The organism is Mesorhizobium sp. Root102 (assembly GCF_001425625.1).
Lineage (GTDB): Bacteria > Pseudomonadota > Alphaproteobacteria > Rhizobiales > Rhizobiaceae > Mesorhizobium.
The window spans coordinates 145,088-171,195 of record NZ_LMCP01000023.1 but is presented as its reverse complement, the minus strand read 5'-3'; the positions used below and the strand labels follow the sequence as shown (position 1 = coordinate 171,195).

Below are 26,108 nucleotides of genomic sequence, written 5' to 3'. Positions count from 1 at the left end.
CTATTTCCCTGCGCCTTCGAACCAGGCCACCAGCAGCGCCCGCTCCTTGTCGGTGATCTGGCTGACGTTGGCGGGCGGCATGGCGTGGCTGCGGCCGGCCTGCAGATAGATCTCGCGAGCGTGGTTGGCGATGTCGGCGTCGGTGTCGAGCATCACGCCCTTCGGCGCATGATAGATGCCCTCATAGACCGGCTCCGCGGCATGGCACATCGAGCAGCGGCCGAGCACGGTGTCACGCACAGCCGGGAAATGCGCTGAAGCGACATAGATTTGCGCCGCCGCCGATTCCCTGGGCTCGCCGGTCAGCACCTTCGGCGCGGTCGACAGCCAGATGATGACGATGAACAGGACAAGTGCCGCCATCCAGGTCCAGGTCGGGTTGCCCTTGCGCGCGTGTACGCTGTTGAAATAGTGCCGGATCAGCACGCCGATGATGAACACCAGCGAGGCGATGACCCAGTTGAACTCAGTGCCGAACGCCAGGGGATAGTGGTTCGACAGCATCAGGAACAGCACAGGCAGCGTCAAATAATTGTTGTGCAGGGAGCGCTGCTTGGCGATCTTGCCGTATTTCGGGTCGGGCTTGCGGCCGGCGATCAGGTCGGCGACGACGATCTTCTGGTTGGGGATGATGACCATGAAGACATTGGCCGACATGATCGTGGCGGTGATGGCGCCAAGATGCAGGAAGGCGGCGCGGCCCGTGAACAGGTGCGTCAGCCCCCAGGCGATGAACACCAGCACGCAGTAGAGCACCAGCATCAGCCCGGTGTCGCTTTTTCCAAGCGGCGAGCGGCACAGGAGATCATAGACCACCCAGCCGACGCCGATCGTTGCCAGCGACAACAGGATGCCGACCGGCACCGACATCGGCAGCACGTTGGGATCGATCAGGAACAGATCGGCTCCGGCATAATAGACGACGCACAGCATGGCGAAGCCGGACAGCCAGGTGGCGTAGGATTCCCATTTGAACCAGGTCAGGTGTTCCGGCATCTCGGCCGGCGCCACCAGATATTTCTGGATGTGGTAGAAACCGCCGCCATGCACCTGCCATTCCTCGCCGAAGGCGCCGACAGGCATGCCCGCGCGCTGGCGCAGGCCGAGATCGAGCGCGACGAAATAGAACGACGAGCCGATCCAGGCGATGCCTGTGACGACATGCAGCCAGCGCACGGCGAAACTCAGCCAGTCCCAGAAAATCGCGAAATCCATCATTGAAGTCGTCCCTGCCGATCCGGTGACTTTACGGGCTGGAGCGCAAACGGAAAGAGGCGGGGTGTGCGATGACTTTCAAAAAAAAATGGAAAATACTAAGCTGTTTCCACGCAGCCGCATGAGAGCCACGACACCGCATGGCCTATCTCGACAACATCGCCGTCTTCGTTCGCGTCGTCGAACTCGGCAATCTGTCGGCGGCCGGCCGTGACATGCGCATTTCACCGGCGGTCGCCTCAAACCGCATCAAGGAGTTGGAGAAGCATCTCGGCGTGCGGCTGTTCAACCGCACCACACGCCAATTGATGCCGACCGAGCATGGCACGGTTTTTTACGGGGGTGCCAAGCAGGTGCTGGAGGCGATCACCGAGGCGGAAGCTGCGGTCTCGGCCCTTTCCGGCCAGCCGCGCGGCACCATCCGTGTGACCGCGCCCCTCGGCCTCGGGCGCCGGCTGGTGGCTTCGGGCATTCCGGATTTCCACGACAAATACCCTGACATCGAGGTGCGGCTGAGGCTCTCGGACCACAATGTCGACATCATGAAGGAAGGCATCGACGTCGCCTTCCGGCTCGGCATCATCGAGGATTCCAGCCTCAGGATGCGCGGCATCATGGAATGCGAGCGCGTGCTGGTGGCGGCGCCGAAATATCTGGAAGCGCGCGGCGAGCCGGTGGAGCCGCAGGAGCTGATCGGCAAGAAACACGACTGCCTGATGCTGCGCTATTCCGGCGCGCGCGAATATGTGTGGACGCTGCAGACCCCCACCGGTCCGCAGAAATTCGAGGTGCACGGGCCTTACGACACCGACGATGGCGACGTGCTGACCGGCTGGGCGCTGTCCGGCCGTGGCATCATCAACAAGCCACGCTTCGAGGTCGAGCCCTTCATCCGCGACCAGCGGTTGAAGGTGATCCTGCCCAGCACCCCGCCGACACCGGTGCAGTTTGCCGCCGTCTATCCGCACAAGAAGCTGCAGGATCCAAAAGTGCGGCTGCTGCTCGACTTCATGGCCGAGCGCTGCCAGCGGCTGATCAACGACCTTCTCGCCGGCAAATAGGGACTGGCCGACACATGACCGGCGGTTGGCCCAGCGCCGGCGGTTGCCATCCCAGGACGTGGCGAACATAGTTCCAGCTCCATCTCGTCTCGCAGGAACCGTCGATGGGCGACAACGCCAGAATGCATCTTGCTGTTTCGCTGTTGTCAGGAATCGCCGATCCATCACCGGGGCCGGAATTCGGCCGCCTGGCTGGTTTCGCGCAAAAAGGTTGAAGCAACCGGCCTGGACATGCTGCTGCTTGCCGATTCCGCGCCGGCTGCCGGTGGTGACGCCGCGAACAGGCCGATGCCCTTCGAAGCAACGACGTTGCTTGCCGCTCTGGCGACCATGACGAGCAGGATCGGCCTGGTCGCAGCGGCGTCGACGATTGCCCACCAGCCCTACAATCTGGCGCGCCGTTTTGCTTCGCTCGACATCATCAGCCATGGCCGCACCGGCTGGAACGCAACCATGATGCAGGGTCCGCAAGAGGCAGCCAATTTCAGCCGGCCGGAAGGGTTTTCATCAGGCGATTTTCGCCGCCGCACGGAGGAATATATCGACATCGTTCAGGGCTTGTGGCGAGGCTGGGATGCTGACGCGCTGCTGTTCGACCAAAGCGGCGGTCGCTTCCACGATCCAGAAAAGATGCATCTGTTCGACCACAAGGGCGAGTTCTTTTCGGTGCGCTTAGCCCGCCAGCACCTTGTCCTGCAGGACCTGATGCTCGGCATTTGACTCGGCGGCCTGGACCACCAATGCGGTCATGATCTCGGCCGCCGCCAGCGCCGCGATGACCTGCGGGCGCTTGTCCTTGACGGCGTCGCCGCCGATCGGCGAGACGAGGCGGGCAAACTCGGCTTGGCTGCCGCCCGCCGATTTCAGGAACCAGTTCCTGAACGTCGCTTTCTTTGTCTTCGAGCCGATCATGCCGACATAGGCAGTGTCGCCGCGTTTCAGCACCTCGGCGACGATCAGGAAATCCAGCGCATGGTCGTGGGTGAGGATGGCGAAGGCTGTGCCAGCGGGGGCGTTTCGCACCTCGGCCTCGGGCATCGGTGTCAGCCGCGTCTCCACGGTTTCCGGCATGCCTTCCAGTGCTTCGGCGCGAGTCTCGATGACGACGCCGTGCACGGGAAGAAGTGCTATAGTCGACGCCAGCGCCTGGCCGACATGGCCGCCGCCGAAGATGTAGACATGCGGCAGGTGCGCCTCCTCGGCTTCCGCAGCCGCAACCAGTTCGGCGGCTAGCGTGGCATCGACGAGCCGGATCAACACTTCAACGCGCCCGCCGCAGCATTGCCCGATTTCCGGCCCGAGCGGGACGTCGAGGGTTGCGCAGATCTCGTCGACCTCGATACAGGCCTCTTTAGCCACCATCTGCCTGGCCTTGTCGATCGCCATATATTCGAGCTGACCGCCGCCGATCGTGCCAAAGATCGCCGTCTGCGAGACGAGCATGAAGGCGCCCTTTTCGCGTGGCGTCGAGCCTTTTGTCCCGGCCACTTCGACCAGGGCAACCCGACCGACGCTGGCGAGAAAGGCTTTCAGGCTTTGCACTTTCGAGTTCATGGTTCACGTTCCCGAATGGGAAATATAGGGTTTTTCGGCCCGAATTGCACGCTTTGCCGAGCCTGGGGCCGGGTTCAGGCGACGGCCTCTTTCTTCAGCCGCTCGATCGCCATCAGCACCCGCTCTGGCGTTGCCGGCGCGTCGAGGCGCGGGCAGATCCTGTTGTCGGCGACACTGGCCACCGCGTCCGACAGCGCGTGCAGCACCGACATGCCGAGCGGGAATGGCGGCTCGCCGACCGCCTTTGAACGATGGATGGTAGGCTCGCTGGCTTCCGGCCAGTCGGCCAAGGTGACGTTGAAGATCTTCGGTCGGTCGGAAGCGAGCGGAATCTTGTAGGTCGACGGCGCGTGCGTGCGCAGCCGGCCCTTGGCGTCCCACCACAGTTCTTCCGTCGTCAGCCAGCCCATGCCCTGGATGAAGCCGCCCTCGATCTGGCCGATGTCGATTGCGCGGTTCAGAGATCGGCCGCAGTCATGGAGAATATCGGTGCGCTCGACCATGTATTCGCCGGTCAGCGTGTCGACCGAGACTTCCGAGCACGACGCGCCATAGGCGAAATAATAGAAGGGGCGCCCCTCGCCCTTGTCGCGGTTCCAGTGGATTTTCGGCGTCTTGTAGAAACCCGCCGCCGAAAGCTGGATGCGGGCCATATAGGCTTGCTTGACGAGGTCGGCGAAGGCGATCTCCTGGTTGCCGATGCGCACCCGGTTGGGCAGGAACAGCACCTGATCGCGCGGCACCTGATATTTTTCGGCGGCGAAATCGATCAGCCGATCCTTGATCTGACGAGCGCCATTCTGCGCAGCCATGCCGTTGAGGTCGGAGCCGGACGACGCTGCCGTGGCCGAGGTGTTCGGCACCTTGCCGGTCGTCGTCGCGGTGATCTTCACCTGGTCGAGGTCGATCTGGAACTCTTCCGCCACCACTTGCGCCACCTTGACGTAGAGGCCCTGCCCCATCTCGGTGCCGCCATGGTTCAGATGCACCGAACCGTCGGTATAGACATGCACCAGCGCGCCGGCCTGGTTGTAGTGCGTGGCGGTGAACGAGATACCGAACTTGACCGGCGTCAGCGCCAGGCCACGCTTGATGAAACGGCTGTTGGCGTTGAAGGCCGATATTTCCCGACGCCGCCGCGCGTAGCTGGCGCTTTGCTCCAGCTCAGCGACGATGCGCTGGATGATGTTGTCCTCGACCGTCTGGTGGTAGGGCGTGATATTGCGGTCTGATGTGCCGTAGAAATTCTTCTTGCGGATTTCGAGTGGATCCTTACCGACGGCAAAGGCCACCTCGTCTATGACGCGCTCGGCGCCGACCATGCCTTGCGGGCCGCCAAAACCACGAAAGGCGGTGTTCGACACGGTGTTGGTGTACAGCGGCGCCGATTGGGCGTGCACCGCCGGCCAGAAATAGGTGTTGTCGCAGTGGAACAGCGCGCGATCGGTTACCGGGCCGGAAAGGTCCGACGAGAAACCGCAGCGCGCCGCGAACATGAAATCGACACCGAGAATGTTGCCCTCGTCATCGAAGCCGATTTCGTAGTCGACGAGGAAATCATGACGCTTGCCGGTGGCGATCATGTCGTCATCGCGGTCGGGTCGAATTTTCACGGCGCGATGGTGTTTCTTCGCGGCGATCGCGGCCAATGCGGCAAACTGATTGCCCTGCGTTTCCTTGCCGCCGAAGCCACCGCCCATGCGGCGGATTTCCACCGTGATGGCGTTGCTCGGCACGCCGAGCGCATGGCTGACCATGTGCTGGACTTCGCTCGGATGCTGGGTCGAGGAATAGATGGTGACGTCCTGGTCTTCGCCCGGAATGGCCATGGCGATATGGCCTTCGAGATAGAAATGCTCCTGGCCGCCGATGCGCATATTTCCTTTCAGCCGGCGCGGCGCCCGACGGATTGCTGCAGCGGCATCGCCGCGCTTCAGCGTGAGGGGCGGCGTGACGAGCTTGTCCTTCTTCGGATCAAGCGCGCCAATGTCGGTGACGAAGGGCAATTCCTTGTATTTGACCTTGGCCAATCTTGTGGCGCGGCGCGCCTGCTCTCGCGTCTCGGCAATGACGCAGAAGATAGGCTGGCCGTAGAATTGCACCTTGCCGTCGGCAAGCACCGGCTCGTCGTGGCGGCCGGTCGGCGAAATGTCGTTCTCGCCGGGCACGTCACTGGCCGTCAGTACGTCGACAACGCCGGGCGCCATACGCACCGCCGAGAGATCCATGCTGGTAATCGTGGCATGCGTGGCGGCAGAAAGCCCGAGGCAGCCATGCAGAGTGCCGGCCGGTTCCGGCATGTCGTCGATGTAGACGGCGGTGCCGCTGACATGCTTGTGGGCGGAGTCGTGGCGCTGATCGGTGGAAACGCCGCCGGCGATCTTTTCAGCCTTGAGGTTGGGGGCAGCGTGCTTGTTCATCATGCCGCCTCGTGCCTTGAAACCTCGACCGGCTCCCCGGTGCCGCTGGTCTCGGCGAAGAAGCGCAGCAAAAGGTTGCGCGCCGCCAGGGCGCGATACTCGGCCGAGGCCCGCATGTCGGTGAGCGGGGTGAAATCCTTGGCATATTCGGCCATCGCCACGTCAACCGTCTGTTCGGTCCACGGCTTGCCGAGCAGCGCTTTTTCGACAGAAGACGCCCGCTTCGGCGTCGCCGCCATGCCGCCATAGGCGATGCGCACCTCCGCGACCGTGCCGTCCTTGGCCAGCGTCAGGAAGAAGGCGCCGAGGGCCGCGGTGATGTCCTCGTCGCGACGCTTGGTGATCTTGTGGACGGCGAATTTTGTGCCCTTGGCGGGAACAGGAACATGCACGGCCTCGACGAATTCGCCCGGCTGCCGGTCCTGCTTGCCATAGGCGATGAAGAAGGTTTCCAGCGGGATCGTGCGCCGCTTCTTGCCCTTGCGCAGGGTGAGGCGCGCGCCGAGCGCGATCAAGGGCGGCGGCGTGTCGCCGATCGGCGAGCCGTTGGCGATGTTGCCGCCGATGGTGCCCATGTTGCGCACCTGTTCGCCGCCGATGCGATCGAACAACGGCCCCAGCGCCGGGATGCGCCTGGCCAGCGTCGAGAACGCCTCGGTGTAGGTAACGCCGGCGCCGATTGTGATGACGCCCTTGTCTTCCGAGATGGTGCAAAGCCCGTCGAGATCTCCGATGAAAATGGCCGGTGAAATATCGCGCATATGCTTGGTCACCCACAGCCCGACATCGGTCGAACCGGCGACGATGGTGGCGCCGGGATCCTTGTCCAGCACGGCGGCGAAATCATCGACGTTGGCCGGTACAACCAGCCGCGCCTTGCCAACGCCGATCTCGACCCGGGCGCCGTCGTGCATGACTTCCAGCCTCGCGGTGATCGCCTTGCGCTCCGCGGCCAGCGGGTCCTTCGCCGCCTTGCCGTAGCTGGAGATAGCGCGGGCGGCGCGCATGATCGCCTCGTAGCCGGTGCAGCGGCAGAGATTGCCTTGCAAAGCCTTTTCGATGGCCTCGTTCGATGGGTCGGGCGATTTCATCCACAAGCCATAGAGCGACATGACGAAGCCCGGCGTGCAGAAGCCGCATTGCGAGCCGTGGAAATCGACCATCGCCTGCTGCACCGGATGCAACTGGCCGGGTGAACCACGCAGATGCTCGACGGTCACGACATGGGTGCCGTCCAGCGAGCCGAGGAAGCGGATGCAGGCATTGACGCTTTCATAGACCAAGCCGCCCTCCGAGAGCTTGCCGACCAGGACGGTGCAGGCACCGCAATCGCCCTCGGCGCAGCCTTCCTTGGTGCCGCGCAGCGAACGCTCGAGCCGCAGCCAGTCGAGCAGGGTCGCGTCTGATGCCACCGACGAAAGTACCACATCCCTGCCGTTGAGAATGAAACGGATCTCGTTGCGGATATTGACCTTGGCCATGCCTCAGCTCCCCCTGTAGGTCGAGTAGCCGTAGGGCGAGACGAGCAGCGGTACATGATAATGCACCGCTTCGGCCATGCCGAAGCGGATCGGTATCACATCAAGGAAGGCGGGTTTCGGCAGGCTCAGCCCCTGCTGGCGCAAATAGTCGCCCGCGGCGAAGACCAGTTCGTATTCGCCGGTGCGAAACTCCGCTCCGGCCAGCAGCGGCGCGTCGCACCGGCCGTCGGCATTGGTGGCGACAGTCTTCAGATGTGTCCGCGCCTTGCCATCGACGTGATAAAGCGCGATCGACAGTCCCGCCGCCGGCTTGCCGGTCGCGGTGTCGAGGACATGGGTCGTCAGACGCCCGCCATCGGCTTTCGACGTTTCTGCCATTGGCCGCCTCCCATTTCCGGTACGGGCGAATTGGCCCGGTACGATCAAGTATCAACAGTGAATTGTGCGCCAATTAAAGGCGATGCATAAGCCCCGGTCGAGCGGAGTGCGACAAAAACACTTTCAAAAATTTTCGGGGGAATGCGCAGGCAGTCCTTTCGATATCCTGATCTTACTTCGGGCCATGCCCGGCGGGAGGGACGATGCGTTACATCAGAGACATGCGCGGCTATGGAGCCAATCCGCCAGACCCGAAATGGCCTGGCGGCGCGCATGTCGCCGTACAGTTCGTCGTCAATTACGAGGAAGGCGGCGAAAACTGCGTGCTGCACGGCGACAAGGCCTCTGAAGCCTTCCTGTCGGAAATCGTCGGCGCGGCGCCCTGGGTGGGCCAACGCCATTGGAACATGGAATCAATCTACGAATATGGGGCGCGGGCCGGTTTCTGGCGGCTGCTCCGGCTGTTCACCGAGGCCGAGGTGCCAATCACCTGCTATGGCGTCGCCACCGCGCTCGCCCGTTCGCCGGATCAGGTCACGGCCATGCAGGAAGCCGGCTGGGAGATCGCTTCGCACGGTCTGAGATGGATCGACTACCGTGACCATAGCGCCGAAGATGAGCGTCGCGACCTCGAAGCGGCGATCAAGCTGCATTACGAAGTTACCGGCGCGCGCCCGACCGGCTGGTATACGGGTCGCACATCGGTCAACACAGTGCGGATTGTGGCTGAAGAAGGCGGCTTCGACTATGTGTCGGACACCTATGACGACGAACTGCCCTACTGGTTCGAGCACGAGGGCGGCACGCAACTCATCATCCCCTATACGCTCGACGCCAACGACATGCGCTTCGCCACGCCGCAAGGCTTCAACTCGGGCGACCAGTTCTTTGCCTATCTGAAGGACAGCTTCGACACGCTCTATGCCGAGGGCCAGGCCGGCCGACCGCGCATGATGAACATCGGCCTGCATTGCCGCCTCGTCGGGCGGCCGGGCCGGGTCGCGGCGCTGAAGCGCTTCGTCGACTATGTGAAGTCGCACGACAAGGTCTGGCTGGCGCGGCGCATCGACATCGCCCGGCACTGGCAAGAGGTCAATCCTTACAAGCCAGCGGCACTCCGCCCATCGAAGATGGAATTCGAGACCTTCGTCCACACATTCGGCGGCGTGTTCGAGCATTCGCCGTGGATCGCTGAGCGCGCCTACGAACTGGAACTGAGTCCGGCGCATGACACTTCAGGCGGCCTACACAATGCGCTTTGCCGTATCTTCCGCTCCGCCAGCGAAACCGAGCGGCTTTCGGTGCTCAATGCCCATCCCGACCTTGCCGGCAAACTGGCCAAGGCCAAACGGCTGACGGCGGAATCGACCAGGGAACAGGCCTCGGCCGGCCTCGACGCGCTGACCGACAAGGAGCGCGAACTGTTTTCCAAGCTCAACGCCGCTTACGTCACCACCTTCGGCTTCCCCTTCATCATCGCGGTGAAGGGCAAGACGAAGGAGGAGATTCTTGCCGAATTCGAGGCGCGCATCGGCAACAGCCGCGGCGTCGAATTCGAAACCGCCTGCAAACAGGTCGAGCGCATCGCGCTGCTCCGCCTCAAGGACATGCTTCCGCAATAGGTTTGAACCCATGGATACGATCAGGATGCCCGAGCGAACCTATTACGCGCCGCATGGCGGCCATTCCGGCCAGAACGAGCTTCTGACCGGCCGCGCCGTCTTCACCGAGGCCTACGCCGTCATTCCCCGGGGGGTGATGCAGGACATCGTCACGAGCGCCCTGCCGTTCTGGGACAGGACCCGCGTCTGGATCTTGTCGCGACCGCTGTCCGGATTTGCCGAGTCGTTCTCGCAATACATTGTCGAGGTCGCGCCCGGTGGCGGCAGCGATCGGCCGGAACCCGATGCCGACGCCGAGGGCGCCCTGTTCGTGGTCGAAGGCGAACTGACGGTTCTGCTTGCCGGCAAGAAGCATGTGCTGCGACCGGGCGGCTTTGCGTTCCTGCCGCCGGCCAGCGGCTGGACGGTTCGCAACGAAAGCAAGGCCGACGTGCGCTTCCACTGGATTCGCAAGGCTTACGAGGCGGTCGACGGTCTCGATGCGCCGGAAGCCTTCTTCACTTACGAACAGGAGATCGCGCCGACGCCGATGCCCGGCACCGAGGGCCGGTGGGCGACGACGCGTTTCGTCGATCCGGCCGATTTGCGCCACGACATGCACATGACCATTGTGACGTTGGAACCCGGCGCGGTCATACCCTTCGCCGAGACCCATGTCATGGAGCACGGGCTCTATGTGCTGGAGGGCAAGGCGGTCTATCGCCTCAACCAGGACTGGGTCGAGGTCGAGGCCGGCGACTATATGTGGCTGCGCGCTTTCTGCCCGCAGGCCTGCTATGCCGGCGGCCCGGGCAAATTCCGCTATCTGCTCTACAAGGACGTCAACCGGCATGCCAAGCTCGGCGGCGCAGGCACCGCAAAGCGCGCGCCATGACACGTATCGTCGCGCGGCCGCTGATCCGCGAGAGCTTTGCCCCCTTCGGCGACGTCATCGACATGGGCGGCGACAACCACTACCCGATCAATGGCGGCAAGGCCGAGCGCTATCACGATCTCGCCACCGCTGAAGCCGCGGGCCCGAACGCCCGCGTGCTGATCTCGATGGTGCGCGGCACGCCCTACGAACTGCCTTTGAAGCTGAGCATGGTCGAGCGCCACCCGTTCGGCAGCCAAGCCTTCATTCCACTGTCGCCGCGCCCCTTCCTGGTCATCGTCTGCCATGACGGCGATGAGGGGCCGAGCGAGCCGCATGCCTTCATCACCGCACCCGGCCAAGGCATCAACTACCGGCGCAATCTCTGGCATGGCGTGCTGACGCCGCTCGGCGAGGCCCAGGATTTCCTGATCGTCGACCGTGGCGGCGACGGCTCCAATCTCGAAGAGTTCCATTTCTCGCACGCCTACGAGATCCATCTCCCCGACGAGAGCCTATAATGACCGATATTTCACTGATCGACCGTCTGCTCGATGTCATCGAGCACGACATCGTGCCGAAGACGGCCGAAGGCGTTGCCCATGGCAACAAGCTGTTCGGCGCGGCGATCCTGCGCAAGGAGGACCGTTCGCTGGTGCTGGCCGAGACCAACAACGAGATGGAAAATCCGCTCTGGCATGGCGAGGTGCACTGCCTGAAGCGCTTCTACGAAATGCCCAAGGCCGAGCGCGTCGATACGAAAGACGCCATCTTCCTCGCCACGCATGAACCCTGCTCGCTGTGCCTGTCGGCAATCACCTGGACCGGCTTCGACAATTTTTATTACCTCTTCAGCCATGAGGATTCGCGCGACAGCTTCGCCATCCCGCACGACCTGAAGATCCTGAAGGAGGTCTTCACCCTCGATCCCGGCGGCTACAACACTGAGAATGCCTATTGGAAGAGTTTTTCCATCCGCAGGCTGGTGCGATCGCTGCCCGAGACCGAGCGCCAGCGCCTGGAGACGCGGATTGGCGACATCTCGGCACGCTACGACGAATTGTCCGGCGTCTATCAGGCGAACAAGGACGATAACGACATTCCGCTGAATTGACGCGGATTGACCAGCCGAATTCGTTGGCTGGCCCACGACGCGGTACGGCAGGCTCCATCATCTGGCGATCCTGGAGCATGCCATGAAAACCGTCACCGAATTTCCCCGCAAGGTCGTCGAATTCCCGGACATGGGGATCGTCATGCCGGATGGTTGCCGCCTGTCGGCGCGGGTGTGGATGCCGGAAGATGCAGGCGACGATCCGGTGCCGGCAATCCTTGAGCATTTGCCTTACCGCAAGCGCGACGGCACCATCTTTCGCGATCAGCTGACGCATCCCTATTTCGCCGGCCACGGCTATGCCTCGATCCGCGTCGACATGCGCGGCAATGGTGATTCCGAAGGGCTGATGGACGACGAATATTCCGAGCAGGAATTGCAGGACGCCTGCGACGTCATCGCCTGGGCGGCATCGCAGCCCTGGTGCAACGGCAATGTCGGCATGATGGGCATTTCCTGGGGCGGCTTCAACTGCCTGCAGGTCGCGGCCAAGCAACCGCCGGCGCTGAAAGCGGTGATCAGCCTGTGCTCGACCGTCGACCGCTATGCCGACGACATCCACTACAAGGGCGGCTGCCTGCTGATCGAGAATTTCGGCTGGGCCTCGACGATGCTGTCCTACTCGTCGCGGCCACCGGACCCGTTGATCGCCGGCGACAACAGATGGCGCGATCTGTGGCTGACTCGGCTGGAGAACCAGTGCTTCCTGGCGCCGCTGTGGCTGAAGCACCAGCATCGCGATGGCTATTGGAAGCGCGGCTCGATCTGCGAGGATTTTTCCGCCGTCAAAGCCGCGGTGCTGTCGATCGGCGGCTGGCATGACGGCTATCGCAATACCGTCTCGCATCTGGCCAGCAACATCCAAGCCCCAGTCAAGGGCATCATCGGGCCGTGGATCCATAAATACCCGCACTACGCCGGGCCCAAGCCCGCCATCGGCTTCCTGCAGGAGGCGTTGCGCTGGTGGGACCGCTGGCTGAAGGGTGTCGACACCGGCGTAGAGGCCGACCCGGCCTACCGCGCCTATGTCATGGACAGCGTGCGTCCGGCGCGCTGGCATCCCGAGCGGCCGGGCCGCTGGGTTGCGGAAAAGCAATGGCCCTCGCCAGCCATCAAGACGCAAACGGTCGATCTGATCCCCGCAGGCGAAAAACCCGCCATCGTCGCCTCGCCGCAAAGCTGCGGCCTGGCCGGCGGCGAGTATTTTCCCTTCACCTTCGGCCCGGAACTGCCGGGCGACCAGCGCCCCGACGATGCGCTGTCGGTGTGCTTCGACCAGCAGGAACTCGGCGAAGCGATCGACATTGTCGGCGCGCCGGAAGTCGATCTGCGACTATCCTCCGATCGCTCGCAGGCCAATATCGCGATCCGGCTGTGCGATGTGCACCCGGACGGCGCGTCCGAGCTGATTTCCTATGGCGTGCTCAACCTGACACATCGCAATTCGCATGAATTCCCTGAAGCACTGGTGCCGGGCGAAACCGTGTCGGCGCGTGTCGTGCTCGATCAATGCGCCTATCGCGTTCCGGCCGGCCACCGCCTGCGTGTTGCCGTTTCGAACGCCTATTGGCCGATGATCTGGCCGTCGCCGGAGCCGGTCCAACTCACCTTGTCGGCGGCGACGCTCAGCTTGCCGCTGCGGCCGCTGGCGACAGACGACGAAGCGACGTTCGCCGAGCCGGAGGGGGCCACTCCCTGGGCAACGGAGACGATCCGCGCCGCCAGTTCCGAGCGCCATGTCGATCGGGACGAAAAGACGGGAATCGTGACACTTTCCATAGCAGATGATTTCGGCGAGCTCCGAGATCTCGCCCATGACCTGGCAAACGGCAGCATCGCCCGTGAAACCTGGACGATCCATCCTGACAATCCATTGTCAGCCGCGGGGAAAACACACTGGACGCAGACGCTGTCGCGAAATGGATGGTCGGTGCGTACGGAGACATGGGCCGAGATGCGATCGGACGCACGAAACTTCATCGTCAGCGCCAGAATCGAGGCCTATGAAGGCGAGAAACTTGTTTTCGAACGCAATTTCGAGGAGAAGGTGCCGCGGGCGCTTCTTTGAGCGCCGCTATCATTAGTCCAATTGCGACGCACGATTTACGCCACGGCATGTCGCATTCGGTCTTGCTTACCGCTTTCCCTTGCGGTCATTATTCTCCTCACAAGAAATAAGAAAAACGACCGCAGAGTCGAACCAACAGAGTGAGGAACTCAATATGTCGAACGAACTCGAATTCCTTAGCCGGCGTGTCGCATCGGGCAAACTGAGCCGTCGTGATTTTCTCGGCCGGGCGGCAGCGCTCGGTATCTCCGCACCCTTCGCCAACTCCCTGCTTTCAAGTGCGGCGCGCGCGGCCGGCCCAGTCAAGGGCGGCACGCTGAAGGCCGGTCTGGTCGGTGGTGAATCCACCAACAGCCTTGATCCTGCGCTGATGATGACGCAGGTGCCGTTCGCTTTCGGCAAGTGCTGGGGCGAAATGATCGTCGAGCTGTCACCCGAGGGCAAGCTCGAGAACCGCATCGCCGAGGAGATCGGCTCGTCGGACGACGCCAAGGTGTGGACGCTGAAGATCCGCGACGGCGTCGAATTCCACAACGGCAAGACGGTGACCGCCGAGGACGTGGCCGCCACACTCGAGCGCCATTCCGACGAGAAGTCGAAGTCCGGCGCGCTCGGCTACATGAAGGGCATCGAAACCATCAAGGCCAGCGGCAAGGAAGTGGTGCTGACCCTGAAGGAAGCCAATGCCGACCTTCCCTACCTGCTTAGCGACTATCACCTGATCGTCCAGCCTAACGGCGGCAAGGACAAGCCAGATGCCGGCATCTCGGCTGGCCCTTACGTGGTCAAGACCAATGAGCCTGGCGTGCGCCATGGCGCCGAGCGCTTCGCCAATTACTGGCAGGGCGACAAGATGGGCCATGCCGACCAGATCGAGGTCATCGTTATCAACGACGCGACGGCGCGCACCGCGGCCCTGCAGGGCGGCCAGGTCAACATGATCAACCGCGTCGAGCCGAAGATCGTCGACCTGATCAAGCGCCTGCCGGGCGTCACCATCCGCAATCACGCCGGTCCCGGCCACTACGTGTTCATAATGCATTGCAACACGGCGCCGTTCGACAATAACGACCTGCGCATGGCGCTCAAGCTGGCCATTGACCGCGAGGAGATGCTGGACAAGATCCTGCGCGGCTACGGTTCCCTCGGCAACGACTTCCCGATCAACGCGTCCTATCCGTTGTTTACCGAGATCGAGCAGCGCAAGTACGATCCCGACAAGGCCAAGTTCCACTTCAAGAAGTCGGGCCATGACGGCGCCGTCCTGCTGCGCACCTCGGACGTCGCCTTCCCGGGCGCTGTCGATGCTTCCCAGCTCTTCCAGCAGAGCGCGGCCAAGGCCGGCATCCAGATCGAGCTCAAGCGTGAGCCCGGCGACGGCTATTGGAACGAGGTCTGGAACAAGCAGCCCTTCTGCGCTTCCTACTGGGGCGGCCGCTCGACCCAGGACCAGATGTATTCCACCGCTTATCTCTCGACCGCAGACTGGAACGACACGCGTTTCATGCGTCCAGACTTCGACAAGATGGTACTGGCGGCGCGCGCCGAACTCGACGAGACCAAGCGCAAGCAGATGTACCATGACATGGCTGTCCTGGTGCGCGACGAGGGCGGCCTGATCCTGCCGATGTTCAACCAGTTCATCGACGCGACCGGTGCCAAGGTCGGCGGCTGGGTTGACGATCCACATCAAGAGCTGATGAACGGCTACGCGCTGGCGAAGTGCTGGCTCGAAGCCTGAGCCTGGCCTTGCGGATATGTCCTCACCCATCTTGAAACTGGTAGCCCAGCGCGTTGCGCTGGGCATTCTCCTCTTGTTGGCCGTTTCGGTCCTGATCTTCGCCGGCACCCAGATCCTGCCCGGCGACGTTGCGCAAGCTATTCTCGGACAGTCCGCGACCCCGGAGTCGCTCGCCAATCTGCGCGAGCAGCTCGGGCTCAACCAGCCTGCCTATCTCAGGTATTTGCATTGGCTCGGCGGCGTGCTGACCGGAGATCTTGGCACGGCCATGTCGAGCGGCCAGGATATCGCGACATCGATCAAGAGCCGGCTGTGGAACACGCTGTTCCTCGCCTTCTGGGCAGCCATCGTGGCCGTGCCGCTGGCGATCATCCTCGGCCTGATCGCGGTGCGCTACCGCAATGGCTGGGTCGACAAGCTGATCTCCGGCCTGGCGCTCGCCTCGACCTCCTTCCCCGAATTCTTCATCGGCTATGTGCTCGTCTATTTCTTCGCCGTGAAGTGGCAGATATTCCCCGGCATCTCGACCGTCTATGACGGCATGCCGTTCGGCGAGCGGATGCAGGCGATCGCGCTGCCGGCGACGGCGCTGACGCTGGTCGTGCTCGCCCACATGATGCGCATGACACGGGCGGCGATCCTCAATGTCATGCAGTCGGCCTATGTCGAGACGGCGGAACTGAAAGGCCTTTCGGCCTTCAACGTCATTCGCAAGCACGCCTTCCCCAACGCCATCGCGCCGATCATCAACGTGGTCATGCTCAACCTCGCCTATCTGATCGTCGGCGTCGTCGTGGTCGAGGTGATCTTCGTCTATCCGGGCATGGGGCAGTATCTCGTCGACCACGTCACTAAACGCGACGTGCCGGTGGTGCAGGCGGTCGGCCTGATCTTCGCCGCGGTCTACATCAGCCTGAACATCATCGCGGACATCGGGGCTATCGTCGCCAATCCGCGTCTCAGACATCCAAAATAGGGGGCGGATATGCTCGATATCAAACGCATCCCCATCCCCGCGCTGATCGGTATTGTCCTGACGGCGCTGTTCGTTCTGGCGGCGGTCTTCGCGCCGTGGATCGCACCGCACGGCAATGGCGAAATCGTCGGCGACGTCTGGGAGCCTATGTCGGCGACGCATTGGCTGGGCACCGACAACCTCGGCCGCGATCTGCTTTCGCGCATGATCTACGGCGCCCGCATCACCCTATTCATCGCGGTGCTGGCCACCGCGCTCTCGTTCTCGCTCGGCGCGATTCTCGGCTTCTCGGCGGCCGTCTTTGGCGGCTGGTTCGACACGCTGCTGTCGCGCCTTGTCGACCTTTTGATGTCGATCCCGACGCTGATCATGGGCCTCGTCGTGCTGTCCGTGCTGCCGACCAACCTGGTCACGCTGATCCTGGTGATGGGCATTCTCGACTCGACCCGCGTCTATCGCCTGTCGCGCGCGGTCGCCGTCGACATCAATGTCATGGACTATGTCGAGGCAGCGAAACTGCGCGGTGAAGGCAGCGCCTGGATCATCTTCCGTGAGATACTGCCCAATGCGCTGTCGCCACTGGTTTCCGAACTCGGCCTGCGCTTCATCTACGCCGTGCTGTTCCTGTCGACGCTGTCGTTCCTCGGCCTCGGCGTGCAGCCACCGGACGCCGACTGGGGCGGCATGGTCAAGGAAAACAAGGACGGCATCGTCTTCGGCATCGCGGCCGCACTCATCCCGGCGGCGGCGATCGCCTTGCTGGCGATTTCCGTCAACCTGGTTGCCGACTGGGTGCTCAACCGGACGACAAGCCTCAAGGGAGGACGCGGGTGATGGCCGACAGCAAAGCGAAACCCGGCCTGCTGCTCGACATCCGCAATCTGCGGATCGAGGCCACCGTCTTCCCCCCCGGCGAACCGCCGAAGAACATCGTGCTGGTGCACGATGTCTCGCTGACGCTCGAGAAGGGCAAGGTGCTTGGCCTGATCGGCGAATCCGGGGCCGGCAAGTCGACCATCGGCCTGTCGTCGATGGGTTATGGCCGCGGTGGCGTGCGCATCACCGGCGGCGAGGTCATCCTCAACGGCCGCGACATCCTCAAGGGCGGCAAGGACGGCTTCCGCAAGCTGCGCGGCCGCGAGGTCTGCTATGTCGCACAGTCGGCGGCAGCCGCCTTCAACCCGGCGCACAAGCTGATGGACCAGGTGGTGGAGGCCACGCTGCTACACGGCACCGCGACACGAGCCGAGGCCGAGAAGCGCGCGGTTGCGCTGTTCAAGAAGCTCAGCCTGCCAAATCCCGAAACCATCGGCGAGCGCTTTCCGCACCAGGTTTCGGGTGGCCAGTTGCAGCGTGTAATGACGGCGATGGCGCTGTGCTCGGAGCCGGACCTGATCGTCTTCGACGAGCCGACCACGGCGCTCGATGTGACGACGCAGATCGACGTGCTGGCGGCGATCAAGGATGCCATCCACGACACCCATGTGGCGGCGCTCTACATCACCCACGACCTTGCCGTCGTCGCCCAGGTCTCGGACGAGATCATGGTGCTGCGCCATGGAAGGCTGGTCGAATGGGGCGGCACAAGGCAGATCATCAAGGAGCCGCGCCAGGAATACACCAACGCGCTGGTGTCGGTGCATGAGATCGAGCATGCCGAACAGAAGCCCGGCACGACGCCGTTCCTGTCGGTGAAGAACGTCACCGCCGCCTATGGCCGCAGCCACATCAAGGTGCTGAAGAACGTCTCGGTCGACATCTATCCAGGCCAGACGCTGGCCGTTGTCGGCGAGTCCGGCTCCGGCAAGTCGACGCTGGCGCGCGCCATCACCGGCCTTTTGCCGCCAGAAGAGGGAACCGTCACCTTCGACGGGCGCCCGCTGGCAAACCGGCTGGCCGACCGACCGAAGGAGGACCTGCGGCAGTTGCAGATGATCTACCAGATGGCCGACGTGGCGATGAACCCGCGTCAGACCGTCGGCACCATCATCGGCCGGCCGCTCGAATTCTATTTCGGCATACGTGGCCGCGAACGCGACAAGCGCGTCGCCGAACTGCTCGACAAAATCGAGATGGGCAAGGGCTTTTCCGACCGCTACCCGGCCGAGCTTTCCGGCGGCCAGAAGCAGCGCGTCTGCATCGCCCGCTCACTTGCCGCCAAACCCAAGCTGATCATCTGCGACGAGGTGACTTCAGCACTCGATCCGCTGGTGGCGCACGGCATCCTCGAGCTGCTGCTCGAACTGCAGAAGGAGGAGAACGTCGCCTATCTGTTCATCACGCACGATCTCGCGACCGTGAAGTCGATCGCCGATTCGATCGCGGTAATGTATCGCGGTGAGGTGGTGCGCTACGGCCCGAAGAGCAAGGTTCTGACGCCGCCCTTCGACGCCTATACCGATCTTCTCCTCTCCTCGGTTCCGGAAATGGAGATCGGCTGGCTGGAAAAGGCTATCAAGGGACGACGCATGGCCAGCGCAGGGAACTAGCAAGTCAGCGGTCCGCGAGTTCAGGAGAGCCGGCGGGCGTCATCCAAATGCAACACAAGAGTACCACACGCCTTCGGACGGGCGCCGCTTGTGTGACGTTGTTTTGAAAAGGGGTAGGAAAAATGAAAACTGAACTCGACCATCTCGCTGAGCTCGCCGGCCAGGGCCGGATATCGCGCCGCGACTTCCTCGGCCGCACAGCCGCTCTTGGCGTGTCGGCGGCACTGGCAACGACACTGGCCGGCAAGGCTTTTGCCCAGACGCCGGTCAAGGGTGGAACGATCAAGGCCGGCCTGCAAGGCGGCGAGTCGACCAACAGCCTCGACCCGGCGCTCAACCTCAGCCAGGTCACCTACAGCTTCGGCAAGCAGTGGGGCGAATACCTTGTCCGGCTGATGCCCGACAACAGCCTGACAAATCTGATCGCCGAGGAGATCGGCGCCGCCAAGGACGCCAAGACCTGGACGATCAAGGTGCGCGAGGGCATCGAGTTCCACAATGGCAAGACCGTCACCGCCGAAGACATCGCGGCCACCATCGAGCGCCATGCCGACGAGAAGTCGAAATCCGGCGCGCTGGGCATCCTCAAGAACATCAAGGGCGTCAAGGCGAGCGGCAAGGAAGTGATCGTCACGCTCGGCGACGCCGATGCCGACTTCCCCTATCTGATGGCCGACTACCATCTCGTCATCCAGCCGAATGGCGGCAAGGACGATCCCAATGCCGGCATCAGCGCCGGGCCCTACAAGGTCACCGTCAACCAGCCGGGCGTGCGCCATGGCGGCGAGCGCTTCGCCAATTACTGGCAAGGCGACAAGGCCGGCCATGCCGACCAGGTCGAGATCGTCGTCATCAACGACGCTACGGCGCGGTTGGCTGCCTTGCAGGGTGGTCAGGTGCACATGATCAACCGCGTCGAGCCCAAGGTCGTGGATCTGGTCAAGCGCATCGCGGGAGTCACCATCGAGAACGTCTCGGGCAAGGGTTACTACCCGTTCAACATGTTCTGCGACACCGCCCCCTTCGACAGCAACGACTTGCGGATGGCGCTGAAACTCGCCATGGACCGCGAGGAGATGCTGGAAAAGATCCTGCGCGGCTATGGCTCGGTCGGCAACGACTTCCCGATCAACGAGGCCTATCCGCTGTTTTCCACCGACATCGAGCAGCGCAAGTTCGATCCGGACAAGGCGGCTGCAGCCTACAAGAAATCAGGCCATAGCGGCTCGATCGTGCTGCGCACGTCGGACGTCGCCTTCCCGGGCGCCGTCGATGCCGCCCAGCTCTATCAGCAGTCCTGTGCCAAGGCCGGCATCAAGATCGAGATCAAGCGCGAGCCCGGCGACGGCTACTGGTCGGAGGTCTGGAACAAGCAGCCCTTCTCGCTCTCCTACTGGGGCGGACGCGCCACGCAGGACCAGATGTACTCCACCGGCTACGTCTCGACCGCCGACTGGAACGACACGCGTTTCAAGCGGCCGGAATTCGACAAGATGCTGTTTGCGGCGCGTGGCGAACTCGACCAGGCCAAGCGCAAGGCGATCTACCACGACATGGCGGTGATGATGCGCGACGAAGGCGGCCTGATCGTGCCTTTCTTCAACCAGTTCATCGACGCGGCCGCCACCAACAAGATCAGCGGCTTTGCCAAGAGCCCGATCGGCGAAATGATGGACGGCTACGCGCTCGGCGAGTGCTGGCTCAACGCCTGACAATCGCAATATCCGGGCCTGGCGGATTGACCGTCAGGCCCGGGACCTCATCCCTGCCTCCATGACAAGACCGCAAGGAGCCGCCCATGGCGCTCAAATCCAAGCTTTTGCTGATCATCCTTGACGGCGTGCCCTATCGCAACTGGCGCCGGCTGATGGGCAATCTCGAAGGCTGGGTGCAATCGGGCGAGGCGCGCATCTGGAAGATGCGCTCCGTGCTGCCGTCGACCTCAGCCTGCTGCTATGCCTCGATCCACACCGGGGTCTCACCGCAGGTGCACGGGATTCTCTCCAACGAGAACCGGTTTCGCGTCGAGCAGCCTGACATCTTCTCAGAAGTCAGCAAGGCCGGCGGCAAGACGGGTGCGGTGACACATTCCTACTGGTCGGAATTCTTCCGCGCCTATCCGTTCGACCTGGTCGAGGACATGGAATTCGACGAACCAGGCGGGCCGATCACGCATGGCCGCTTCCACACCATGACCGGCTACAACGCTCGCAACCAGATGACGCCGAGTGATGTTGACCTGTTCGCGACGCTGACCATGCTGACCAAACGCCACGGCATCGACTATGGCATCCTGCACACCTGCACGCTGGATTCGATGGGGCACCGCTTCGGCCACGACTGCCACGAGATGGACCATGCCGTCTATGCGATGGACGGCATGCTGGCGGCCTTCCTGCCGCGCTGGATCGAAGCCGGTTATGAGGTGATGGTCACCGCCGACCATGGCCAGACCGACCGTGGCCATCATGGAGGCCATGACGACGAGATGCAGGATTTCGCGCTGTATTATTTCGGCGCCGGCAAGGGACCGCAGGCCGATACGCTGCTCGATCAGCTGCAGCTGGCGCCGACGGTTCTGAGCCGGCTGGGTGTTCCCGTGCCCGCGACGATGATGGCTAAGTCTTTCTTGGGGTGAGAAGCGGTCCGCGTAGCGGACGAAAAGCCAATTGCTTGGCTTTTCGAGCTTCGAACGCCCTGAGCCTGCGAAGGGCCGGGTGGTGATAACCCATCCCCCCTGCCAGCCCTGCGCTATGGCTTCGGGCGTTCGTCACTTCAATCGACAAATCGTTGTCGATTGACCCGCCTCCGGCGGACGCTCCTCCCCCCTCTGGCAACCGCCCCGCTCTTCGGTTAGCCTCCGCAAAATTCCTTGGCGGAGGATGAACCTTTTTGGACCGATCAGCGACAGAGCAGACAGGAGCCAGGCGGCTCGACCGGCCATGACGGCAGCGACGGAGACCGATCGCGCGCTTGTCGACCGGGTCGCGAAGGGCGACCGTGCCGCCGTGCGGCTCCTGTTCATGCGTCACCACGCGCGGGTCTACCGCTTCGTGGCGCGCCAGACGGGATCGGAAATGATGGCTGACGATATCGCCAACGAAGTGTTCCTCGAGCTGTGGCGCCAGGCGCCAAGCTTCGAGGGACGCTCCGAAGTCTCGACATGGCTGCTCGGCATCGCCCGTTTCAAAGCGCTGTCCTTGCTGCGCAAGAAGAAGGAAGACTGGATCGACGACGAGGCCGCTGCCGCGGTGCCCGACGGCGCCGATACGCCGGAAGTCGTCACCATGAAGGAAGACAAGGCTGCCGCCTTGCGGCGCTTCGTCAACGCATTGCCCGATGAGCATCGCGTGGTGATCGATCTTGCCTATTATCACGGACAGTCGGTGAGCGAGATCGGTGAGGTGCTCGACATTCCGGTCGCGACCGTCAAGACCCGGATGTTCTACGCCCGCAAGAAACTCGGCGAGGCCCTCAAGGCCGCCGGTTACGACAGGGGGTGGCCATGAGCGCCGCTGAAAAGATGTCGCGCCGCGACGAAATGGAAACGCTGCTGCCGTTCTATCTGAACGGCTCGCTGGAAGGTTCGGATCTGGAAGCCGTCGAGGAATGGCTGGCCAGCGATCCGGCCGCACTTGCCGCTCTTGGCGAGGCGGAAGCCGAATTCTCCGGCACCACCGCCGCCAACGAAGCAATCCGGCCGCCGGCCGATGCGCTCAGCCGTTTCGCCAAGGCACTAGACGCCGAGGCCGGACCACGCAAGCCGGCAGGTTCGTCCTGGCTGGCGCAGGCCTGGGGCCGCTTCATGGCGGTGCCGGTCGGTGTCGCCTGGGCCGCGGCCGCGGTTCTGCTGGCCCTGGTCATGGTGCAGTCGTTTGTCGAGCCTGGCGGCAAGGGCAATGACTTCGAGATTGCCGGCGCGCAAGACGATCTGGCGAAAATGCCGTTCGCCCTGGTCAAGTTCAAGCCGGATGCCAAGATGTCGGACATTTCTGGCTTCCTGGGCAGCAACGGGCTGAAGATCATCGGTGGACCGACCGCCGACGGCGTGTTCCGGCTTGGCATGCCGGCTGCCAACGCAGCCGACTATGCGAAGCAAATCGGCCTTATTGCCGCCCAGCCTTTTACGGAGACTGTGATCGAGGGAAGGAAACCGGCTGATGGCGGCTGAGGCAGTCATTCGATTTGCGGCAATCCTTGCGGCGGCGATGACAATCGCCGCCGTGCCCGCGTCGGCGCAGACCAACGCCCCCAATCCAGACCAGACGAAAATCGACTGCCGCGACGGGACCAACGCGGCGGGAGCCAACTGCGCCAAGGACGGCAGCGAGACAAAGAGCGGATCGGACGCGGGCCAATCCGGCGCTGTCTTCCTGCCGGCGCTGATCGTCGACCTGTTTCCCAATCCGGCGCCGGTGCCGACGCCACGGCCGGCGCCGGCAACGCCGCCGGCCGACACTCAAGCCGGCCCCCCGCCTGGCGGCCCGATCGTTTCGCCGACCGATCTCATCGCCGTTCAACCGCCGCGCGCGGTGGTCGGCGATTTCGTGCCCGACGAGGTGCTGGTGACCGTCGACGGCGATGCCGGCACTGTCCAGCAGATCGCCGCTTCCTTCGGCCTCCAGGTGCGCTCGCAGCGCCAGTCGCGGCTGCTTGGCACCACGCTGGTGCGCTTCGGCATTCCCGACGGCCGGCCCGTGGGCGCCGTGCTGGCGCAACTGGCCGCCGATGGCCGCACACAGCGGCGCGAGCCCAACCATGTCTATTCGCTGCAGCAGGCCGCCAGCATCGTCAACTATGCGTTCGACCGCATCGCGCTCGATTCCAAACAGGCCAGTGGCGAAAATGTCCGCATCGCGGTGATCGACACCGGGATCGACGACACCAACCCGGCGCTGGCGGGCGTCATTGCCGGGCAATTCGACGCCATGCCTGACGTGCCGATCGAAAAGCGCGATCACGGCACGTCGATCGACGGCCTGATCGCCGGCGTCGGCGCACTGGAAGGCATGGCGCCCGGCGCCAGGATCTACCACGCCCGTGCCTTCGAGGGCGGCAAGTCGACCATGGACGTCATCCTGGCGGCGCTGGACTGGGCGGCCGAGCAGGACGTGCGCATCATCAACATGAGCTTTGTCGGGCCGAAGAACGACCTGCTCGGCGTCGCCTGCCGCAATGCCCGCGCGCTCGGCATGGTGCTGGTCGCCGCCGCCGGCAACAATGGGCCCAAAGCACCCTATGGTTATCCGGCCGCCTTCGACGGCGTCATCGCGGTGACCGCCACCGATGCCAAGGACGGGCTGATGCCGCAGGCCAATCGCGGCGCCTATGTCTTCATCTCGGCGCCGGGCGTCGAGATGGTGGCGCCGAGCGGCGCCGGCTCGGACGTGGTCACCGGCACCTCGTTCGCGGCTGCGATCGTGAGCGGCGCCATCGCCAACCTCATCCATGCCGCGCCCGATCGCTCGGCCGACGACATCGAGAAGTCGCTCGCGGCAACGGCCAGGGATCTCGGCCCCAAGGGCCGCGACAATGATTTCGGCTACGGGCTGCTGGACATCGAGGCTGCAGCAAAGGAATAGGTCTAACGTTGGCCGCCCTGCATTATGCCGTTTTCCTGAAGCTGTCGCCGCCTTGAAGGGTACGCATGCAGGGCTTTGATCTCCCTGCTTCGGTGTCGAGCGAAATTTTGGCCGGGCCGACAGAGGTGTTATCTTGCACCTATACCGGAGGGGGGACTATGCGGAACGCAGTGGTCTGTTCAGGCGGCATCGACTGCTATCTCGGCGCTGGGCCGCTGGCGAAGGCGTCACGTTCATCTTTGCCCACATCAAAGCGCTGCAACGACTCTGGCACAAGGGCCTGCGGCAAATGAGGAGCAACGCCAATGTCCTTGATGCGGTGGTCGTCGGGGCCGGCTGGGCCGGCCTAGGCGTCAGCTATTCGCTGACACGGCAAGGCCTGCGGCATAGCATATTGGAGCGAGGCCGCATCGGAGAAACCTGGCGCACGCAGCGGTGGAATACTTTTCGGATGAATACCCCCAACGTGCAGACTGTCATGCCTGGCGACAGCTATGACGGTTCAGACCCGTTCGGTGCCCTAACGCGCAACCAGTTCGTCGCCCTCCTTGAGGACTTCGCCGAGCGGAACGGGCTCCCGGTCGAACCGGACACCGCGGTGACCGAACTCACCGGCGTGCACGAGAATGGCGCGTATCGACTGACCACCTCGCGCGGCACATTTTTGGCGCGGAACGTGGTGATCGCGAGCGGTGATATGAACTGTCCGGCGCGCCCACCTTGGACCGCTGCGTTGCCGCCGAGCCTCCGCCAGATCGACGCTTCGGATTACCGCAGCGCCGCCGATCTCCCGGATGGAGCGGTGCTGGTGGTCGGAAGCGGCCAGTCGGGTGCCCAGATCGCGGAGGATTTGACAGAAACAGGCCGAACAGTCTTCCTTGCCACCAGTCGGGTCGGACGGCTCTCACGGCGCTACCGAGGTCGCGACATCATGATCTGGCTCGTCGAAAGCGGGTTTCTCGACGTACGTCGAGAGGAAATCATTCGACTTGCGGGACGCGTTCCACCTCGTGGTCTGCTTGGGGCGGAATACACGTTAAGCCTCCAGGGACTCAGTGCCCGCGGTATCGTGCTGCTTGGCCGGTTCGCAGGCGTCGAGGGCGGCGGCTGTCTCTTGTTCGACGACGATCTGGAAGCGAACGTTCGTTTTGCGGACGAAGCTTCGGCCAACGTCAAACGCTATATCGACGAGTATATCAGCCGCTCCGGAATCGATGCTCCCCTTTCGGAACCCGATCCAGCGGAGACTGTCGCAGTCCATCTACCCAATCCGGCTGTCCGTTCTCTTGATGTTGCCAAGTCCGGCATCACGACCGTGGCGTGGTGCACTGGCTTCCGGGGCGATTTCAGTTGGGTGAATCTCCCGGGGGTGCTCGACTCGCAAGGACAGCCTATTCATGAGGATGGCGTGGCCGTTCAGCCAGGCATCTACTTCGCCGGGCTAGATTTTGCCTCCACGCGCAAATCAGGCACAATATTGGCGATTGCCGAGGAGGCACATCGCCTTGTCGAACACATCGTGAGGCATTCCTGACGGGCTGTCTGCCCAACGCG

Annotated in this window: 22 protein-coding genes; 17 read left to right on the top strand and 5 right to left on the bottom strand. The window is 63.2% G+C overall.

What is annotated here, in order from left to right; all coding sequences use genetic code 11:
• Nucleotides 1-1,218, bottom strand: a complete 1,218-nt coding sequence (locus ASD12_RS19435; protein ID WP_056589565.1) for a urate hydroxylase PuuD — start codon at nt 1,216-1,218, stop codon at nt 1-3.
• A 137-nt stretch (nt 1,219-1,355) separates the two neighbouring features.
• On the opposite strand from ASD12_RS19435, the gene ASD12_RS19430 reads away from it, so the two are divergent.
• A complete protein-coding gene (locus tag ASD12_RS19430) occupies nt 1,356-2,276 on the top strand; it encodes a LysR family transcriptional regulator (RefSeq protein WP_056589562.1) in 921 nt (306 codons plus the stop codon).
• A gap of 231 nt (nt 2,277-2,507) precedes the next feature.
• Entirely contained in the window at nt 2,508-2,996 is a 489-nt protein-coding gene (locus ASD12_RS19425) for an LLM class flavin-dependent oxidoreductase (RefSeq protein ID WP_244482900.1), read from the top strand.
• Here the strand turns inward: ASD12_RS19425 and xdhC are convergent.
• The 4 genes from xdhC to uraH all read right to left on the bottom strand — a co-directional run bounded on the left by xdhC (nt 2,949) and on the right by uraH (nt 8,109).
• Nucleotides 2,949-3,830, bottom strand: coding sequence for a xanthine dehydrogenase accessory protein XdhC (xdhC, locus tag ASD12_RS19420; RefSeq protein WP_056589560.1), 882 nt, complete (start codon nt 3,828-3,830; stop codon nt 2,949-2,951). The genes ASD12_RS19425 and xdhC overlap by 48 nt on opposite strands.
• A 74-nt stretch (nt 3,831-3,904) precedes the next feature.
• Entirely contained in the window at nt 3,905-6,250 is a 2,346-nt protein-coding gene (gene xdhB, locus ASD12_RS19415) for a xanthine dehydrogenase molybdopterin binding subunit (protein WP_056589557.1), read from the bottom strand.
• Entirely contained in the window at nt 6,250-7,731 is a 1,482-nt protein-coding gene (gene xdhA, locus ASD12_RS19410) for a xanthine dehydrogenase small subunit (RefSeq protein ID WP_056589554.1), read from the bottom strand. The genes xdhB and xdhA overlap by 1 nt, the downstream gene beginning before the upstream one ends.
• Nucleotides 7,732-7,734: 3 nt before the next feature.
• Nucleotides 7,735-8,109 carry a hydroxyisourate hydrolase gene (uraH, locus tag ASD12_RS19405; RefSeq protein ID WP_056589551.1) on the bottom strand — a complete coding sequence of 125 codons (375 nt, stop codon included), beginning with the start codon at nt 8,107-8,109 and terminating at the stop codon, nt 7,735-7,737.
• Nucleotides 8,110-8,312: 203 nt separating this feature from the next.
• Between uraH and puuE the strand changes: the two genes are divergently transcribed.
• From puuE to ASD12_RS19330, 15 genes are all read left to right on the top strand, one after another.
• A complete protein-coding gene (puuE, locus tag ASD12_RS19400; RefSeq protein ID WP_056589547.1) occupies nt 8,313-9,731 on the top strand; it encodes an allantoinase PuuE in 1,419 nt (472 codons plus the stop codon).
• A gap of 10 nt (nt 9,732-9,741) precedes the next feature.
• The gene (locus ASD12_RS19395) at nt 9,742-10,605 is read left to right on the top strand and encodes a bifunctional allantoicase/(S)-ureidoglycine aminohydrolase (protein ID WP_056589544.1); all 864 of its coding nucleotides are present in this window, start codon (nt 9,742-9,744) and stop codon (nt 10,603-10,605) included.
• Nucleotides 10,602-11,105, top strand: a complete 504-nt coding sequence (locus ASD12_RS19390) for an ureidoglycolate lyase (RefSeq protein ID WP_056589540.1) — start codon at nt 10,602-10,604, stop codon at nt 11,103-11,105. Before ASD12_RS19395 ends, ASD12_RS19390 begins: the two co-directional genes overlap by 4 nt.
• The gene (locus tag ASD12_RS19385) at nt 11,105-11,698 is read left to right on the top strand and encodes a nucleoside deaminase (protein ID WP_056589537.1); all 594 of its coding nucleotides are present in this window, start codon (nt 11,105-11,107) and stop codon (nt 11,696-11,698) included. The genes ASD12_RS19390 and ASD12_RS19385 overlap by 1 nt, the downstream gene beginning before the upstream one ends.
• A gap of 82 nt (nt 11,699-11,780) precedes the next feature.
• Nucleotides 11,781-13,766: a CocE/NonD family hydrolase gene (locus ASD12_RS19380; RefSeq protein ID WP_056589534.1), complete on the top strand. Its 1,986-nt coding sequence runs from the start codon at nt 11,781-11,783 to the stop codon at nt 13,764-13,766.
• A 154-nt stretch (nt 13,767-13,920) separates the two neighbouring features.
• Nucleotides 13,921-15,507, top strand: a complete 1,587-nt coding sequence (locus ASD12_RS19375) for an ABC transporter substrate-binding protein (RefSeq protein WP_056589531.1) — start codon at nt 13,921-13,923, stop codon at nt 15,505-15,507.
• Nucleotides 15,508-15,523: 16 nt separating this feature from the next.
• Nucleotides 15,524-16,483 carry an ABC transporter permease gene (locus ASD12_RS19370; protein WP_056589528.1) on the top strand — a complete coding sequence of 320 codons (960 nt, stop codon included), beginning with the start codon at nt 15,524-15,526 and terminating at the stop codon, nt 16,481-16,483.
• 9 nt (nt 16,484-16,492) lie between these two features.
• A complete protein-coding gene (locus ASD12_RS19365; RefSeq protein WP_056589525.1) occupies nt 16,493-17,317 on the top strand; it encodes an ABC transporter permease in 825 nt (274 codons plus the stop codon).
• Entirely contained in the window at nt 17,317-18,972 is a 1,656-nt protein-coding gene (locus ASD12_RS19360; RefSeq protein WP_056589521.1) for an ABC transporter ATP-binding protein, read from the top strand. Before ASD12_RS19365 ends, ASD12_RS19360 begins: the two co-directional genes overlap by 1 nt.
• Nucleotides 18,973-19,094: 122 nt before the next feature.
• The gene (locus ASD12_RS19355) at nt 19,095-20,684 is read left to right on the top strand and encodes an ABC transporter substrate-binding protein (protein WP_056589519.1); all 1,590 of its coding nucleotides are present in this window, start codon (nt 19,095-19,097) and stop codon (nt 20,682-20,684) included.
• A gap of 86 nt (nt 20,685-20,770) precedes the next feature.
• The gene (locus ASD12_RS19350; protein WP_056589515.1) at nt 20,771-21,610 is read left to right on the top strand and encodes an alkaline phosphatase family protein; all 840 of its coding nucleotides are present in this window, start codon (nt 20,771-20,773) and stop codon (nt 21,608-21,610) included.
• A 304-nt stretch (nt 21,611-21,914) separates the two neighbouring features.
• Nucleotides 21,915-22,481, top strand: coding sequence for a sigma-70 family RNA polymerase sigma factor (locus ASD12_RS19345; RefSeq protein WP_056589512.1), 567 nt, complete (start codon nt 21,915-21,917; stop codon nt 22,479-22,481).
• The gene (locus tag ASD12_RS19340; RefSeq protein ID WP_082525532.1) at nt 22,478-23,143 is read left to right on the top strand and encodes an anti-sigma factor; all 666 of its coding nucleotides are present in this window, start codon (nt 22,478-22,480) and stop codon (nt 23,141-23,143) included. The genes ASD12_RS19345 and ASD12_RS19340 overlap by 4 nt, the downstream gene beginning before the upstream one ends.
• Entirely contained in the window at nt 23,133-24,554 is a 1,422-nt protein-coding gene (locus ASD12_RS19335; RefSeq protein WP_056589505.1) for a S8 family serine peptidase, read from the top strand. Before ASD12_RS19340 ends, ASD12_RS19335 begins: the two co-directional genes overlap by 11 nt.
• A gap of 289 nt (nt 24,555-24,843) precedes the next feature.
• Entirely contained in the window at nt 24,844-26,088 is a 1,245-nt protein-coding gene (locus tag ASD12_RS19330; protein WP_056590117.1) for an NAD(P)/FAD-dependent oxidoreductase, read from the top strand.
• The last annotated feature ends 20 nt before the right edge of the window (nt 26,089-26,108 follow it).

Coding starts and splice junctions, on each gene's coding strand:
- puuE (WP_056589547.1), top strand. CDS start 8,313: ATGCGTTACATCAGAGACATGCGCGGCTATGGAGCCAATCCGCCAGAC.
- ASD12_RS19385 (WP_056589537.1), top strand. CDS start 11,105: ATGACCGATATTTCACTGATCGACCGTCTGCTCGATGTCATCGAGCAC.
- ASD12_RS19430 (WP_056589562.1), top strand. CDS start 1,356: ATGGCCTATCTCGACAACATCGCCGTCTTCGTTCGCGTCGTCGAACTC.
- ASD12_RS19425 (WP_244482900.1), top strand. CDS start 2,508: ATGCTGCTGCTTGCCGATTCCGCGCCGGCTGCCGGTGGTGACGCCGCG.
- ASD12_RS19365 (WP_056589525.1), top strand. CDS start 16,493: ATGCTCGATATCAAACGCATCCCCATCCCCGCGCTGATCGGTATTGTC.
- ASD12_RS19355 (WP_056589519.1), top strand. CDS start 19,095: ATGAAAACTGAACTCGACCATCTCGCTGAGCTCGCCGGCCAGGGCCGG.
- ASD12_RS19330 (WP_056590117.1), top strand. CDS start 24,844: ATGAGGAGCAACGCCAATGTCCTTGATGCGGTGGTCGTCGGGGCCGGC.
- uraH (WP_056589551.1), bottom strand. CDS start 8,109: ATGGCAGAAACGTCGAAAGCCGATGGCGGGCGTCTGACGACCCATGTC.
- ASD12_RS19375 (WP_056589531.1), top strand. CDS start 13,921: ATGTCGAACGAACTCGAATTCCTTAGCCGGCGTGTCGCATCGGGCAAA.
- ASD12_RS19435 (WP_056589565.1), bottom strand. CDS start 1,218: ATGATGGATTTCGCGATTTTCTGGGACTGGCTGAGTTTCGCCGTGCGC.
- ASD12_RS19395 (WP_056589544.1), top strand. CDS start 9,742: ATGGATACGATCAGGATGCCCGAGCGAACCTATTACGCGCCGCATGGC.
- ASD12_RS19390 (WP_056589540.1), top strand. CDS start 10,602: ATGACACGTATCGTCGCGCGGCCGCTGATCCGCGAGAGCTTTGCCCCC.
- xdhB (WP_056589557.1), bottom strand. CDS start 6,250: ATGAACAAGCACGCTGCCCCCAACCTCAAGGCTGAAAAGATCGCCGGC.
- ASD12_RS19335 (WP_056589505.1), top strand. CDS start 23,133: ATGGCGGCTGAGGCAGTCATTCGATTTGCGGCAATCCTTGCGGCGGCG.
- ASD12_RS19380 (WP_056589534.1), top strand. CDS start 11,781: ATGAAAACCGTCACCGAATTTCCCCGCAAGGTCGTCGAATTCCCGGAC.
- ASD12_RS19370 (WP_056589528.1), top strand. CDS start 15,524: ATGTCCTCACCCATCTTGAAACTGGTAGCCCAGCGCGTTGCGCTGGGC.
- xdhC (WP_056589560.1), bottom strand. CDS start 3,830: ATGAACTCGAAAGTGCAAAGCCTGAAAGCCTTTCTCGCCAGCGTCGGT.
- xdhA (WP_056589554.1), bottom strand. CDS start 7,731: ATGGCCAAGGTCAATATCCGCAACGAGATCCGTTTCATTCTCAACGGC.
- ASD12_RS19345 (WP_056589512.1), top strand. CDS start 21,915: ATGACGGCAGCGACGGAGACCGATCGCGCGCTTGTCGACCGGGTCGCG.
- ASD12_RS19340 (WP_082525532.1), top strand. CDS start 22,478: ATGAGCGCCGCTGAAAAGATGTCGCGCCGCGACGAAATGGAAACGCTG.
- ASD12_RS19350 (WP_056589515.1), top strand. CDS start 20,771: ATGGCGCTCAAATCCAAGCTTTTGCTGATCATCCTTGACGGCGTGCCC.
- ASD12_RS19360 (WP_056589521.1), top strand. CDS start 17,317: ATGGCCGACAGCAAAGCGAAACCCGGCCTGCTGCTCGACATCCGCAAT.